General features: G+C 69.6%; 14 protein-coding genes. 7 read left to right on the top strand and 7 right to left on the bottom strand.

What is annotated here, in order from left to right; genetic code table 11:
• Positions 1 to 35: 35 nt before the first annotated feature.
• Positions 36 to 1091 (top strand): chitinase, encoded by a 1056-nt coding sequence (locus AOZ06_RS10370; RefSeq protein ID WP_083471610.1) that lies wholly within the window; start codon positions 36 to 38, stop codon positions 1089 to 1091.
• Positions 1092 to 1094: 3 nt separating this feature from the next.
• Here AOZ06_RS10370 and cobF read toward each other — a convergent pair whose 3' ends face one another.
• On the bottom strand, positions 1095 to 1874 hold the full coding sequence (gene cobF / locus AOZ06_RS10375) for a precorrin-6A synthase (deacetylating) (protein ID WP_054289240.1): 780 nt from the start codon (positions 1872 to 1874) through the stop codon (positions 1095 to 1097).
• Between the two features lie 573 nt (positions 1875 to 2447).
• Positions 2448 to 3230, bottom strand: coding sequence for an SDR family NAD(P)-dependent oxidoreductase (locus tag AOZ06_RS10380; RefSeq protein ID WP_054289241.1), 783 nt, complete (start codon positions 3228 to 3230; stop codon positions 2448 to 2450).
• A gap of 307 nt (positions 3231 to 3537) precedes the next feature.
• Between AOZ06_RS10380 and AOZ06_RS10385 the strand changes: the two genes are divergently transcribed.
• Together AOZ06_RS10385 and AOZ06_RS10390 are read left to right on the top strand one after the other, a co-directional pair.
• Positions 3538 to 4473, top strand: a complete 936-nt coding sequence (locus AOZ06_RS10385) for a ScyD/ScyE family protein (RefSeq protein WP_169798898.1) — start codon at positions 3538 to 3540, stop codon at positions 4471 to 4473.
• Positions 4474 to 4522: 49 nt separating this feature from the next.
• Positions 4523 to 5062, top strand: coding sequence for an AAA family ATPase (locus AOZ06_RS10390; protein WP_225954856.1), 540 nt, complete (start codon positions 4523 to 4525; stop codon positions 5060 to 5062).
• Here the strand turns inward: AOZ06_RS10390 and AOZ06_RS10395 are convergent.
• A complete protein-coding gene (locus AOZ06_RS10395; RefSeq protein ID WP_054289244.1) occupies positions 5059 to 5940 on the bottom strand; it encodes a hypothetical protein in 882 nt (293 codons plus the stop codon). The genes AOZ06_RS10390 and AOZ06_RS10395 overlap by 4 nt on opposite strands.
• Positions 5941 to 6033: 93 nt before the next feature.
• Positions 6034 to 6528, bottom strand: a complete 495-nt coding sequence (locus tag AOZ06_RS10400; protein WP_054289245.1) for a MarR family winged helix-turn-helix transcriptional regulator — start codon at positions 6526 to 6528, stop codon at positions 6034 to 6036.
• A gap of 84 nt (positions 6529 to 6612) precedes the next feature.
• Here AOZ06_RS10400 and AOZ06_RS10405 point away from each other — a divergent pair, with 84 nt between their 5' ends.
• Entirely contained in the window at positions 6613 to 7341 is a 729-nt protein-coding gene (locus AOZ06_RS10405) for an SDR family NAD(P)-dependent oxidoreductase (RefSeq protein WP_054289246.1), read from the top strand.
• On the opposite strand, the gene AOZ06_RS10410 is transcribed toward AOZ06_RS10405, so the two are convergent.
• Positions 7338 to 8564: an AlkA N-terminal domain-containing protein gene (locus tag AOZ06_RS10410; RefSeq protein WP_063810008.1), complete on the bottom strand. Its 1227-nt coding sequence runs from the start codon at positions 8562 to 8564 to the stop codon at positions 7338 to 7340. The two genes, AOZ06_RS10405 and AOZ06_RS10410, sit on opposite strands and share 4 nt — an antisense overlap.
• Positions 8565 to 8706: 142 nt before the next feature.
• Between AOZ06_RS10410 and AOZ06_RS10415 the strand changes: the two genes are divergently transcribed.
• Positions 8707 to 9003, top strand: coding sequence for a putative quinol monooxygenase (locus tag AOZ06_RS10415; RefSeq protein ID WP_054289248.1), 297 nt, complete (start codon positions 8707 to 8709; stop codon positions 9001 to 9003).
• Between the two features lie 6 nt (positions 9004 to 9009).
• Here the strand turns inward: AOZ06_RS10415 and AOZ06_RS10420 are convergent, their stop codons facing one another.
• Together AOZ06_RS10420 and AOZ06_RS10425 are read right to left on the bottom strand one after the other, a co-directional pair.
• On the bottom strand, positions 9010 to 11250 hold the full coding sequence (locus AOZ06_RS10420) for an ABC transporter permease (RefSeq protein ID WP_054289249.1): 2241 nt from the start codon (positions 11248 to 11250) through the stop codon (positions 9010 to 9012).
• Entirely contained in the window at positions 11247 to 11954 is a 708-nt protein-coding gene (locus tag AOZ06_RS10425; RefSeq protein WP_054289250.1) for an ABC transporter ATP-binding protein, read from the bottom strand. The genes AOZ06_RS10420 and AOZ06_RS10425 overlap by 4 nt, the downstream gene beginning before the upstream one ends.
• A 180-nt stretch (positions 11955 to 12134) precedes the next feature.
• Here AOZ06_RS10425 and AOZ06_RS10430 point away from each other — a divergent pair, with 180 nt between their 5' ends.
• Positions 12135 to 13319 carry an MFS transporter gene (locus tag AOZ06_RS10430; RefSeq protein ID WP_054289251.1) on the top strand — a complete coding sequence of 395 codons (1185 nt, stop codon included), beginning with the start codon at positions 12135 to 12137 and terminating at the stop codon, positions 13317 to 13319.
• 9 nt (positions 13320 to 13328) lie between these two features.
• Positions 13329 to 13916 carry a TetR/AcrR family transcriptional regulator gene (locus AOZ06_RS10435; RefSeq protein ID WP_054289252.1) on the top strand — a complete coding sequence of 196 codons (588 nt, stop codon included), beginning with the start codon at positions 13329 to 13331 and terminating at the stop codon, positions 13914 to 13916.
• The last annotated feature ends 1 nt before the right edge of the window (position 13917 follow it).

Below are 13917 nucleotides of genomic sequence, written 5' to 3' on the forward strand. Positions count from 1 at the left end.
CGGTTGCCAGGTCGTGCCCCAGAAGGGAGCCATCAATGGCTCGATTGTCACGTCTACTCGGCCTCGGTCTCGGCCTGGCGCTGCTGGCCGCGCCGGTGCCCGCGTCGGCGGACGCGCCCCAGGTCCAGGCGGACGTCTGCGCCGTGAAGTCCAGGCCGGGCGGAAAAGTGCTCCAAGGCTACTGGGAGAACTGGGACGGCGCCGCCAACGGCGTGCACCCGCCTTTCGGCTGGGTTCCCATCAACGACGCCCGGATCAAGAACGCCGGTTACAACGTCATCAACGCCGCGTTCCCGGTGATCCGCGGCGACGGCACCGTGTTGTGGGAAGACGGCATGGACGCGACGGTGAAGGTGTCGACACCCGCCGAGATGTGCGCGGCCAAGGACGCGGGCGCCACCATCCTGATGTCCATCGGCGGTGCCACGGCCGGGATCGACCTCAACTCGTCGGCCGTCGCCGACAGGTTCGTCACCACGATCGTGCCGATCCTGAAGAAGTACAACTTCGACGGCATCGACATCGACATCGAGACCGGGCTGGTCGGCAGCGGCAACATCAACTCGCCGTCGCCGTCGCAGGCCAACCTGATCCGGATCATCGACGGTGTGCTGGCGCAGATGCCGTCGAACTTCGGCCTGACGATGGCACCGGAGACCGCGTACGTGACCGGCGGCAGCGTCGTCTACGGCTCGATCTGGGGCGCCTACCTGCCGATCGTGAAGAAGTACGCGGACAACGGCCGCCTGTGGTGGCTGAACATGCAGTACTACAACGGAAGCATGTACGGCTGCTCCGGTGACTCCTACCAGGCCGGTACTGTGCAGGGCTTCCGCGCGCAGACCGACTGCCTCAACAAGGGCCTGGTCATCCAGGGCACCACGATCCGCGTGCCGTTCGACAAGCAGGCCCCGGGCCTGCCCGCGCAGCCGGGCGCGGGCGGCGGGCACATGTCGACGAGCCTGGTCGCGCAGGCGTGGAACGCTTACGGCGGTGCGTTGAAGGGCCTGATGACGTGGTCCATCAACTGGGACGGCTCCCGCAACTTCTCGTTCGGCAACAACGTCAAGTCGTTGCAGGGACGGAGGTAGGAGTCAGGGCGCCCCGTCGGACGCGGGCGGGGCGCCTCGCCGCAACAGGTAGGTGTCCATGATCCAGCCCTTGCGTTCGCGGGCCTCGGCCCGCGCCGCGACGATCCGGTCGGCCACTTCGGACAGCGGGCCGCTGATCAGGATCTCGTCCGGTGTCCCGAGGTAGGCGCCCCAGTAGATCGTCGCGTCCTGGCCGGTGTGGGCGGTGAAGGCGGTCCGCGCGTCGAGCATCACCACCACGTCGTCCACATCGGACGGCCAAGCCCCGGCGAGCCTGCGGCCGGTGGTGATCTGCACCGGCCTGCCGACCTGGTTGAGCGGAACCCGGTGCCGGGCGACCAAGGCGGAAACGCTGCTGACACCGGGAATCACCTCGATGTCGAGCTCGAAGCCACGAGCGGCGATGTCATCGAGGATCGCGAGAGTGCTGTCGTACAGCGTCGGATCGCCCCAGACAAGGAAGGCGCCGGTCTGCCCGTCGGCCAGTTCGGCCGCGATCAACTCCTGGCAGACGTCCGCGCGCCGCCTGCGCCAGTCATCCACCGCCTCGACGTACGCGTCGGTGGTGCGGTCGCGCTCCGGATCGCGACCATGGACCACCCGATAACCGCCATCCGGGGCGTACCGCCGCAGAATCTCCTGGCGCAGGTCGACCAGATCCTGCTTGACCTCCCCCTTGTCCAGCACAAAGAAGACGTCGACCCGGCGCAGCGCACCGACCGCCTGCATGGTGATGTGCTCGGGGTCACCCGCGCCGACGCCGATTACCAGGATCTTCCGCATGGCCACCAGTGTCCCCCATCAGCCGCCTCGCCAGCGACTTCGGTGCCACCACGAGTCGGCTACCGGTCACCAGGCACACGAAAGCAGCGAAGAATCCGCAACGGTGGCGGTTGTGCAACGGAACTCGCAGTGGTGGTGGTCTTGCGACGGAGCCCGTAGCGGTGCGGGCTTTGCACCAGGGCCGCAGAGAACAGGGCCGCAGTGAAAAGGGGGCCGCAGTGAAAAGGGGGCCGCAGTGAAAAGGGGGCCGCAGTGAAAAGGGGGCCGCAGCAGTGTCGGCTTGCGACAAAACCCAAGAACGGCGCCGATTTTGCAAAGGGTAGGGGCGCCCATACGCTTGTCCGGGCGAGGAGAGCCCCGCAAGCATGCGAAGCTGCTCAAACACATGACATGGGGCGGGGCTCCACCTGTACGGCTCTCCTCGGGCGCCCCAGGGCCCCTTTGTCAAATCGGCGCCGCCCCAGCCCGCTGAGACTCAAAAACAAGAGATCAGAAAAAGACACCAGAAACCAACACCTGACACCGGAAACCAGACACCAGAGACTCAAGAAACCGGAAGACCCGAAACCCAGCTCAGGGCAAGATAGAGTCGACGTAACCACCATCAACTCGAACAGCACCGCCAGTAGTAGCGGAAGCAAGCGGAGAACTGAGATACACCACCATGTTCGCGATCTCCGCAGGCTCAATCAACCGCTGCAGCAACGACTGAGGACGATGCGACCGCATGAACTCGCGCTGAGCCTCATCCCACGGCATGTCCTTGTCGACGAGCTGGTAAACGAAGTCCTCGACGCCGCCGGTGTGCGTCGGCCCGGCGATCACCGAGTTGACCGTCACACCGGTGCCCGCGGCGGCCTTGGCGAACCCGCGTGACACGCCGAGCAGCGCCGTCTTGGACACGCCGTAGTGGATCATCTCGGCCGGGGTGACGATGGCCGAGTCGCTGGCGATGTACTGGATCCGGCCCCAGCGGTTCGCGGCCATGCCGGGCAGGTACGCGCGGGTCAGCCGGATCGCGGCGAGCACGTTCACCTCGAAGTAGCGGCGCCAGTCGTCGTCGCTGATGTCCAGGGGGTCCTGCGCGCCGAAGATGCCGAGGTTGTTGACCAGGATGTCCACGTCCGGCACGGCGCCGAGCACCTGTTTGGTGCCTTCGTCGGTCGACACGTCACCGGGCGCGGCGACGAAGTCCGCGCCGCCGAACTCCTCGATCGCTGCGGCCACCTTCCCCGCGCTGCGGCCGTTGATCGCCACCCGCGCCCCGGCCGCGGCCAGTCCGGTCGCGATCGCCGCGCCGATGCCCTGCGTCGAGCCCGTGACCAGCGCGGTCTTGCCGGAAAGGTCCAGCTGCATGACGTGATCTCCTCCTCGTGGCAGGGCCTCGCCCCATCATCCGGCACGCAACCTGATCACGCAGTGCGGTGTCTGACCTGGTATGGCGGGGAGGAATCCGGACTGGCCTGGGCAGGTGCCCTGGAACCGCTGATCGCGGCGATGGTGGCCTAGTGGGCTGGTGCTGGAAACCGCGCACCGCTTGGACATGGCCAGGTACGTGCGTGCGGAGGACCTGTCTGTGCTGCGAGATCGCCTGGTAGGGGCCGGAAGGGGCTGACCAGACGGCTGCGGCGCCGGTAATCCCTTGAGCTGGACTGCTGTTTACGTGACCGAGGCGGGCCGTGGTGGCGCCGGGCCGTGTTTCCCCGGGCCGGAGGGCGGGACCGTGTGCTTCGGCGCGTCCGGTTCGGTCACCCAGGTCAGTCGTGGGCGTCAAAAGCGCGTGGCACAGGGGCTCGCGTCCATCGCGGCGGCGGACGGCACGCAGGCGATGGGTCCGTCGGACGTGACGGTCCTCGGCGGCTTCCCGGTGTTCACGACCGGTCTCGCGACTGCGCCGTCGAAGCGTGCCGAGCTGCCCGCGGCCGGTCAGAACGCGGGGCGTCTGCTGCTCGCGGCCGGTGGGCACGTCGTGCGGCTCGCCGACATCGCCGGGTACGAGGGGCAAGCCGACCCGGACGGTGCCGGTGCGGAGACGAACCCGGACTCGGTGGCCCTGACCTCGTCCGGTGCGGTCGTGGTCGACGCCGCGGGCAACTGCCTGGTCAGGATCGCTCCCAACGGGACGGTCTCGACCGTCGCGGTGTTCCCGGGGCAACTGGCCGACGCGCCGCCCCAGCTCGGGCTGCCGCCCGGCGCGAAGATCCCGGCGCAGGCGGTGCCGACCTCGGTCGTGCAGGGCCCGGACGGCGCCTTCTACGTCAGCCAGCTCACCGGATTCCCGTTCCCGGCCGGTCGCGCAAGCGTTTTCCGTGTCGTGCCGGGGCAGGCGCCGACCGTGTACGCCACCGGCTTCACCACCATCGGTGACCTGGCGTTCGACCGGGACGGCACGCTGTACGTGCTGGAGATCGCGCACAACGGACTGCTGTCCGGTGACCTGACCGGGGCGTTGATCCGCGTCGGGCCGGGTGGATCGCACCACGTCGTCACGACCGCGCTCACCGCGCCCGGCGGGCTGGCCGTGTCCGGTGGCGCCGCGTACATCTCCGACTGCGGTGTCTGCCCTGGCGCGGGCAGGGTCATCCGTCTGCCGCTGTGACGAGTGGACGGCGGTAAACGACTTGCGGTCAGTTGGCATCATGTCGGTCATGACCAACCAGGCGATCATCCTGATCACGGGGATCCAGGCGGCGGGAAAGTCGACCATCGCGCAACTGCTGGCCGAACGGCTGGAGCGGTCGGTGCACGTGCGGGGCGACGCGTTCCGGCGTTCGATCGTCAACGGTCGTGCCGACATGACGCCTGACCCGTCCGAGGAGGCGTGGCGGCAGTTGCGGCTGCGGTACCGGCTCACCGCGATGGCGTGCGACGAGTACTTCCGGGAAGGTTTCACAGTGGTCGCGCAGGACGTCATCATCGGCGCGCCGCTGGGCGAGATGGTGCGCCTGATCAAACAGCGGCCTTTGCTCGTCGTGGTGCTCGCGCCGCGTCCCGACGCGGTCCTGGCCAGGGAGACGGGCAGGGCCAAGGCCGACACCTACGACAAGTGGACGATCGACCTGCTGGACAAGGGCCTGCGCGAGGAAACGCCGAGGATCGGCCTGTGGCTGGACACATCGGACCAGACGCCTGAGCAGACCGTCGACGAGATCCTCAGCCGCGTCTGGACCGAGGGGTCCGTGGACTAGTAGCCCTGCTGCGGCGGGTAGCCGTAGGGCTGCTGGGGGTATTGCTGGGGCGGGTATGGCTGCTGGGGATAGTGCTGCGGCGGGTAGGGCTGCTGCGGGTACGGCTGCTGCGGATAAGGCTGCTGGTACTGCGGGTACTGCGGCGGCGGTGCCTGCTGCGGGTACCCCTGCGGCGGGTAGGGCTGTTGGTACGGCTGCGGAGCCGGTGGCTGCATGGGCTGCATCGGTTGCGCCTGCGGGGGAGCGGGCTGGTTGACCGGCAGCACGCCGACCAGGCTCGCCAGCTTGCCGAGGGTGTCGACGATGTCGTCGGCCTTGGTGCGGAAGAACGGGTTCTCCGCGTAGACGAGGTCCGTGCCGACCAGCGACCAGTTGTGCAGCTTCAGCTGCCGCATGGTGCTCATCACCGGTGGCGTCAGTACCTGCAGCGCCGCGTTCGGGTCGGTGTCGATCAGCTTGTACCAGCGGTTGAACTTGCGGTCCGGGGTCGGCGGCTCGGGGTACTGCTCGGTGTCGAACGCGGACTCGACGCTGGAGACGATCTGGAAGAACGGCATCGCCGCGGGCAGCGTGATCACCCAGACGCTGTCGATGGTGATCGTGTCGAGCTCGTTGACCTTCTTGTTGGTCCACCGGGTGTGCACGCTCGTGACGGTCGGGCGCCGGTGGAAGTCGAACATGGTGAACTGCAGGCCGTGGAAGTTGCCCTTGATCACGCCGAACGCCATGCGCTTGTCGCCGCGCTGGTTGAACGGCAGCACCTGCCAGCGCGTGAGCAGGTCGGGCATGTCCGCCCAGAACTGCCAGCCCGAACTCGTCGCCAGTTGGTAGCGCTCGTGGTTCGTGGTCTCGATGCGCTTTGCCTCATTGGTGTCCATGCACACCCCCAGTTGGATCGGGACAAGCCTACGACCGCGGCCCGGCGCGGGTCTCGCGGGACCTCGGATACGCCGGCCGGATGGCCGGTTCCCTTACGGCCGCGTGATCCCGGCCAGCAGGCTCCGCAGCAGGTTCGCCAGCTGCTCCCGTTCCTCGCCGGACAGGTGGCTGACCAGGTCGTGTTCCCGGCCGATCAGGGTTTCCACGCCGTGCTCGATGGTCTGGTGGCCGCGCTGGGTGAGTTCGACGGCCAGCGTCCGCTTGCCCGAGTCGGTCCTGGTGGTGCGCACCAGCCCGGCCTGCTCGGCGCGGGTCACCCGTTGCGTGATCGCGCCGCCGCTGACCAGGCACCACTCGGTCAGCTCGGTGGGGCTCAGCCGGTAGGGGCTGCCTGCCCTGCGCAGGGCGGCCAGCAGGTCGAACGTGGCGTTGTCGATGTCCAGTGTGGATAGTGTGCGGCGGCGCTCGTCCATCAGCAGCTTGGCGATCCGCAGTATCCGCCCGACGACTCCGATCGAGTCCAGCGGCATCTCCGGCCGCTCCCGCGCCCACTGCCGGGTGATCGCGTCGACGGCATCCGGTTCCATCGGTCCAGCCTAACTCGCTCTTTAGGTCTAAAGAACTGTGGTACGGTCGCCGGCATAGTTCTTTAGACCTAAAGAGGAGGAGTCATGTCCCGGATAGCCGTGGTGACCGGAGGCGGCACCGGCATCGGTCGTGCCGTCGCGGCCCGGCTGACCGCCCAGGGCGACCAGGTGGTGATCACCGGACGCCGCAAGGACGTTCTCGCCGAGACGGCCGCCGCGATCGGCGTGCACGCGGTCCCGTTCGACGCCGCCGACCCGGCCGCGGTGGCTGTCGCGCTCGCCGACCTGCCGGACCGGGTGGACGTGCTGATCAACGCGGCGGGCGGCAACACCGACCTGCCCGGTGGCCCGCCGGACGAGACGGACCTGGCCGCCGTCCGCGCTTCCTGGCTGGGCAACTTCGAGGCCAACGTGATGAGCGCGGTGCTGGTCACGACGGCACTGCTGCCCAGGCTCGCCGACAACGCCAGGATCGTGAACCTCGGCTCCGTCACAGCCCGTTCCGGGCAGGGCGGCTACGGCGCCGTCAAGGCCACTGTGGAACCGTGGACCTCGGAGCTGGCGTTCCGCCTCGGCGCTCGGGGGATCACCGCCAACGTCGTGTCACCTGGCCCGACCGAAGGCACGGACTTCTTCCGCGGCGGTGACTTCCCGGCCGCGCGGCGGGAGTTCGTCCAGTCGCGCAGTGCGGACGGGCGGCTCGGCACCGTCGACGAGGTCGCGGCGGCCATCGAGTTCCTCGCGTCCCCGGCGGCGTCACACCTCACCGGGCAGGTGATCCACGTCAGCGGCGGCATGCACCTCGGCCGCTAGCGAGCGGCTCCGTGGACCATGAGGTGCATGGCCGCCAGCGCACGCCAGGTCGGCGGCATCCGCGCGCCCAGGTCACGCAGTCCGGCCAGCAAAGCCGGGTCGTTCTGCGGGAACGCGTCCCGCTGGCCGAGCCGGAACCCGACATCGGGCCGCGTCGATCCCCAGCCGCCCACGATCTCGGTGGCGTCGTGCACCGGCACGCCGATCCCGACGAGGCTGTCCACGTCCAGCCCGTCGGGGAAGGTGTGCGTCAGGCCGCTGGGCAGGCCGGGGACGGGCGTGCCCAGCTCGGCCACGATCCGCGCGGTGTCGCCAGTGACGGCCTTGGCGCTGATCTCCGCCGGGTTCCACGCGCCCGGCACCACCAGCCCAGGACGCTTGCGCACCAACGGGCCCAGCACGGGATCGGCCGACAGCGCGGCCATCCCCGCGCTGTGGTCGACGTCGATCCCGAGCAGCCGCCCGGCCCGCCCCACCACGTGGATCAGGCCCTCCCAGAACGGCAGGTGCACGCGCAGCAGGAGATTGCCGGTGTCGCCGGGTGAGATCTCCAGCAACCCCGGCTCGCCGTCCACCGAGATCGTCCGGCGGTACGTGTCACCGTCGACCACCTCGACACCGGCGATCGCCCGCGTGGCCAGGTAACCGCGGATCGCGGCCCAGTCGTAGCCCGGCGGGACCGGCAGCCGCAGCGCCAGCCCGCCGTCCGCGGCGAGCCGGTCGGCCCGCCGCCGCCGGTCCCGCAGCTGCGACGGCGACGCGCGGAACACCTCCCGCATGGTTCGGTTGAACTGCCGCAGGCTGCCGAACCCGGACGCGAACGCGACATCCAGGACCGTGAGGTCCGTGTCGTCCAGCAGCCTGCGCGCGAAGTGCGCCCGCCTCGACCGGGCCAGCTGATCCGGGCTCGCGCCGAGGTGCTTGCGGAACAGCCTGCGCAGATGCCGTGACGACACCCCGATCCGTTCGGCGAGCTCGAACTCCGTGCCGCGGTCGAGCTCGCCGCCGATGATCAGCTGCACGGCGTGGCACACCAGTTCCGGTGCGTCGGCGTTGACCGGACCGGCGACCCGGTACGGGCGGCAACGCAGGCAAGCACGGAATCCCGCCGCCTCCGCGGCCGCCGCGAGCTCGTAGGTCACGTTGTTCTTGGCCAGCGGCTTCGCCCCGCACCCCGGCCGGCAGTAGATGCCGGTGGTGGTGACAGCCGAGTACGTGGTCACGAAATGACGGTATACGCCAGATCCGCGCCCGGCACCGGCCATATCCGGACAGGCGCCGCGTCCGGATGTGACCGGACCGGGCGCCTCGCTGTGCCGCAGCATTGGCGCTGTCCGACAGGGACCGGAGATTCAAGGAGAAGTCGTGCTCAGCAAGGTGTTTCCCATCAAACTCAAGGACGGCATGCAGGCGCGTGCCGAGGAGATCGTGCGCGAGTTCGCCCCGATCGGCCCCGGCGCCGAGGAGGGCACCTTGTCCTTCCGGGTCTACCGCGACCCGGCCAAGCCCGACTACCTGCTTTTCGTCGAGCACTTCGCCGACCAGGCCGCGTACGACGCGCACACCGGCTCGCCCGCGTACCAGGAGCTGATCGCCGGGCAGTTCGCCGGCACCATCCTGGAGGTCGTGGAGATCGACCACGAACTGCTGGTGGCGATCTAGAGGGCGTCAGGCCTCTCGCAGCGCTGCGGTGCTGGTCGCCTGCCAGAGCGCGGGCAAGGTGAGGGCGGTGACCACCAGTACCGACCCGAGTGCCGTGCCGCCTGCCGCGGCCACCGTCGTCCAGTCGAACGCGGCGGGACGACCGGTGGCCGTCAGCAGCAGGACTCCCAGCAGCACACCGGCCACTGACGCGACGACCACAGCGACGGCGACCGGGATGCCGGTCTGCCACAGCAATGCCTTGGCGAGCACTGATCGCGGCACGCCGTTCGCGGTGAGCACCGCGAGCGAGCGGCGGCGTTCGCGCATCTGCTCGAGCGCCACCACGATCAGGCTCGCCACCGCGATGAGCAGTGTGATGAAGGCACCGATCTGCAGCACGCGGCTGATCAACTGGTATGTGCTGTCCTTGCCGGTGCCGAGTGTCATGACACTCCCGTTCCAGCCGAGCGCGCCGACGGCGTTGCGCACGTTCTCGGCGAGCACGGTATCTCCTGGGGGTGATTCCGTGCTCACGAACGAGTGCAGGACCATACCGGTGACTGTGGCCAGTGCGCCGGGGGTCACCACGAGCGCGCCGGCAGCGTCCGGATCGGACGGCAGCACGCCGAGACGCGGCAGTGTCCACTGTGGTGCGCCCGTGGCGTCGCCGAACCACACCTTCTGCCCCGAGGCCGGGACGAACCAGTCCGGCGAGGCAGCCCCAGGCCGGTAGAAGACGTCGCCGTCGGCGCAGCGCCGCACGGCGACGCCGCCGCACGGCAGGACCTCCACGTCCAGGGTTCTGCCCGCCTGGTCGGTGACGTGACTCCGGGTCCTGACCGGGATGTCGGCGAGACCGTCGATGCTGTGGATCGCCTTCTCGAAGGCTTGGACCTGCGCGACGGTGGCCGACGTGTAGCCGGCGGTGATCTGACCGGCCCCGCGCGGTGTGGATTCCGCGTCGGCACTGGCGTACACCGCCTGCAGGGCGATCGACCCGGCCAGGACGACCGCGACACCCGCGACGACCCGGGCGGCCGTGCCGCTGTCCATCTGCAACCGCCGGACGGCCAGCTGGAGCGCGGGCGACCAGCCGCCGTCCACCCGCCGGGTCAGTCGTTCGACGATCCACGGCAGCAGCACCGGGACCGACGTCAGCAGCAACGTGATGCCCGCGATCAGCGGCACCTGCTGCTCATCGGTCGAGATCAGCACGAGCGCACCACCGGCGACCGGTGGCAGCAGCCGCCACCACAGCCCGCGGCGCGTACCGGACGCCTGCCTGACCACGCCGAGCGGTTCGATGATCGTGCGCCGCAAGGAGAGGATCGCCACTCCGACCGCCAGCGCGGGCAGCCCGGCGATGATCACGACGGTCATCAGCCAGTCCGGCCGGACGTCGGCGGCGAAGATGCCGCCGCCGAAGGCCGCGACCGTTATCCGCGGCACCAGCGCGCGGACCAGCAGGAACAGTCCCGCGCCGACGAACAGCCCGGCGATGGCGCCGATGAACGCCTCACCGGCGGCGATCCGCCGGACCTGGGTGCCGCTCGCGCCGATCAGCCGCAGCGCCGCCAGCCGCCGGTCACGCACCGACGCGGCCAGCCGGGTGCTGGTGGCCACGAACACGATCACCGGGATCAGGAACGAGGTCGCGCCGAGCACGACCAACAGCCGTTGCAACGTGGTCAGCTCGCGGTTCTGCTGCTGCTTGCCGAACTCGCTGACCAGGTGTGCGGTCGGCAGCACGGACGCGTCGCCCGACCCGATGTAGAAGTACAGCTCGTTCGGGCCGGTCAGCCCGGCGTCGCCGATGGTCCCGATCACCCGCTGGGTGAACCGGGGACGCAGCAGTTCACCCTCCGGCGAGTCGAGCAGCCGCACCAGGCCGGGGGACAGCACGGCCTCGCCGGGACCGGGCAGGCGGTCGACGCCCGGCGCGTGCGGGGCGCGTGGCCCGGTCGTCTCGACGAGTACCCCGCCCACTCCTTCGCCGCGGTACTCGTCGTTGCGCTGGACGACGTGCACCGGATCGACTCCGGGCAACGGGTCCTGCGCCGAGTCCGCCGAGGTGATGATGTTCCGGGCCGCTGACCGGTCACCGCGTGCGTCGAGCATGTGCGGCACGGCCGTCGCACACAGCAGAACCGCGACTCCGAGCCCGACGCCGAGCGCGGTCAGCGCCAGCCGGACGAGGGAGTCACGGCCACCGGCCACGGTCAGCCGGGCGCCGATGACGATGTCGTCGAGCACCCGGGAGATCACCGCGCCACCCCCGGCTGGGCAGCTTCGAGTCGTGTGACGGTGCCGTCCCGCACGACGACCGCGCGGTCGGCGTAGTCCGCGATCTCGGGGTCGTGCGTCACCAGGACCACCGCCGCCCCGGATTCCTTGGCGGCGGCGACCAGCAGCCGCATGACGTGGTCGCTGGTGACCGAGTCCAGCGCGCCGGTCGGTTCGTCGGCGAAGATGACCTTGGGACCGGTGACCAGCGCCCGCGCGACGGCGACCCGCTGGCCCTGGCCGCCGGAGGCCTCACCCGGCCGCTTGGCTGCCACGTCCGCAAGGTACAGCCGGTCGAGCAGTTGCGCCGCGCGACGGACGGCGACACCACGCGGCGTGCCGCCGAGCCGCAGCGGCAGCGCCACGTTCTCCAGGAATGTCAGCTCCGGCACCAGCTGTCCGAATTGGAACACGAAGCCGAACTCGGTCCGCCGCAACGCGGACCGCTCGGTGTCCGGCAGGGCGGCGAGGGCCCGGCCCCGGTAGCCGACGTACCCGGAGTCCGGCCGGACGATCCCGGCGAGGCAGTGCAGCAGAGTGGACTTCCCCGAGCCGGACGAGCCCGTCACCGCGACGACCTCGCCGACGTCGACCCGCAGGCTCGCGCCGGTCAGGGCTGGTGTCGGCCCGAAGGCCTTGGCCAGCTGGTCCGCTTCGAGCAGCGGCGGGCCGGTCGGAACGGTCACGGTGTCTCCTTGGCGAGCAGGGCTTCGCGAACGACTATACACACGGTTTATACGCTCGGTTTATAGCTGACGGACGGTGTGATCGGGGCAACCCCCACATATCGAGACATGGTGTCTCGTAAGGTGCTACCGTCCAATTCGAGACATGGTGTCTCGATATTCGTCCGGAGGGGTCCAGCAATGACTTCCGTGCTTTCCCGGCGCAATGGGATGGCCATCACCGCGACCACGTTCGCCTTCGCCGTCACGATGATGGGCACCACCCTGCCCACGCCGCTGTACTCGATCTACGCCGCCAAGCTGGCGCTCAGCCCGTTGACCGTCACCGCGCTGTTCGCCGTCTACGCGATCGGTGTCGTGGCAACGCTGTCGCTGTTCGGACGGCTGTCCGACGAGATCGGCAGACGACCCGTCCTGCTGGTGGCCGTGGCCTGCGCGCTGCTCAGCGCCGTGCTTTTCCTGCTGCCGCCGTCGCTGCCGGTTCTCGTGATCGCCAGGATCCTGTCCGGACTGGGCGCCGGGCTGATGAGCGGGACCGGGACGGCCGCGGTGATCGACCTGTTCGCGCCCGAACGCAAAGCCACCGCGGGCACAGTCGCCATCGCGGTCAACGCCGGCGGCCTCGCCACGGGCACGCTGCTGTCCGGCGTACTCGCGGACCTGGTGGCGGATTCACTGGTCGTGCCGTACGCCGTCCACCTGGTGCTCACGCTCGTCGCGGCCACGGCACTGTGGACGCTGACGCCCCGGACCGTCCTCAACGGAAAGTTCCGGATCCGGCCGCACCGGCTGCGTGTGCCCGTCGAACTGCGTGGCGCGTTCACCCGTGGCGTGCTCGCGACCGGCGCCGGATTCGCGGTCGCCGGTGTGCTCACCGCCGTCGGCGCGCTTTTCCTGGTGCGGTCGTTGCACCTGACCAGCCACACCGTGGCGGGATTCCTCGTCTTCCTCGCCTTCGCGGGAATGGCGATCGGTCAACTGCTCGGCAAGGGCATCGCGGCGCGTACCGCGTTGCCCCTCGGCTGTGCCGGAACGGTTGTCGCAGCGGGATTCCTCGCATGGGCGCTGTCCGCGACCCAACTCCTGCCGCTGCTTGTGGCCGCGGTGATCGTGGGCATGTCGAGCGGACTGTGCCTCAACGCCGGAATCGCCTCGACCGTCGAACAGGCGCCGTCCGCGCACCGCGGCGAGATCTCGTCGTCGTTCTTCGCAGGCCTGTACAGCATGCTCGCGATTCCGTCGATCGGCGTCGGCGTGCTCGTCGTGCTGACGGACCTGCGCACGGCCGGGCTCGTCTTCACCGGCGTCGTCGCCGTGCTGGCCCTGGTCATCGGGATCACCGAGCGCGCGACCGTCCGGCGATAGGGTTCCGCCATGAGCACAGCAGGCGAGACGCCCGCCACCGGCCGTCCACGCAGCGAGACCGCGCGCCAGGCCGTGCTCCACGCCGTGGACAACATGCTCGTCGAGCAGGGATACGCGGCGATGACCATGAAAGGCATCGCCGAACGAGCCGGGGTCGGCAAGCAGACGGTCTACCGGTGGTGGTCGTCCAAGGCCGAGATCCTGCACGAAGCCGCCACACTCGACGCCTCGCACGAACTGGCCAGTCCCGCTGCCGCGGATTCCCCGTCGGACCTGGCGGCGTACGCGGAGACCCTCGTCACCTTCCTGACCACGTCACACGCGGGCCTGGCCTACCGGGCCCTCGTCGGCGAGGCACAGCACGACCCGAAGGTCGCCGAGCTGATCAGTGCGTCCGACCTGGTGAAACCCAGTGCCCGCGCGGTCATCCAGCGCGCCGTCGAAAGAGGCGACCTACCGGCCTCGACGGACATGGAGGACGCGATCGCGGAACTCGTCGGACCAATCCTGTACCTGGTGCTGCGCAACGCCCCGGCGCGGTCCCGCGGGCATTGGCGCCGCTACGCGCAGCGTTTCCTCGACGGCCGCAGGTCGTAGC

Source organism: Kibdelosporangium phytohabitans (assembly GCF_001302585.1).
Classification (GTDB): Bacteria; Actinomycetota; Actinomycetes; order Mycobacteriales; family Pseudonocardiaceae; genus Kibdelosporangium; species Kibdelosporangium phytohabitans.

Excerpts from the sequence above, each read along its gene's own strand:
- AOZ06_RS10370 (WP_083471610.1), top strand. The coding sequence starts at position 36 with ATGGCTCGATTGTCACGTCTACTCGGCCTCGGTCTCGGCCTGGCGCTG.
- cobF (WP_054289240.1), bottom strand. The coding sequence starts at position 1,874 with ATGCGGAAGATCCTGGTAATCGGCGTCGGCGCGGGTGACCCCGAGCAC.
- AOZ06_RS10430 (WP_054289251.1), top strand. The coding sequence starts at position 12,135 with ATGACTTCCGTGCTTTCCCGGCGCAATGGGATGGCCATCACCGCGACC.
- AOZ06_RS10435 (WP_054289252.1), top strand. The coding sequence starts at position 13,329 with ATGAGCACAGCAGGCGAGACGCCCGCCACCGGCCGTCCACGCAGCGAG.
- AOZ06_RS10405 (WP_054289246.1), top strand. The coding sequence starts at position 6,613 with ATGTCCCGGATAGCCGTGGTGACCGGAGGCGGCACCGGCATCGGTCGT.
- AOZ06_RS10380 (WP_054289241.1), bottom strand. The coding sequence starts at position 3,230 with ATGCAGCTGGACCTTTCCGGCAAGACCGCGCTGGTCACGGGCTCGACG.
- AOZ06_RS10400 (WP_054289245.1), bottom strand. The coding sequence starts at position 6,528 with ATGGAACCGGATGCCGTCGACGCGATCACCCGGCAGTGGGCGCGGGAG.
- AOZ06_RS10390 (WP_225954856.1), top strand. The coding sequence starts at position 4,523 with ATGACCAACCAGGCGATCATCCTGATCACGGGGATCCAGGCGGCGGGA.
- AOZ06_RS10395 (WP_054289244.1), bottom strand. The coding sequence starts at position 5,940 with ATGGACACCAATGAGGCAAAGCGCATCGAGACCACGAACCACGAGCGC.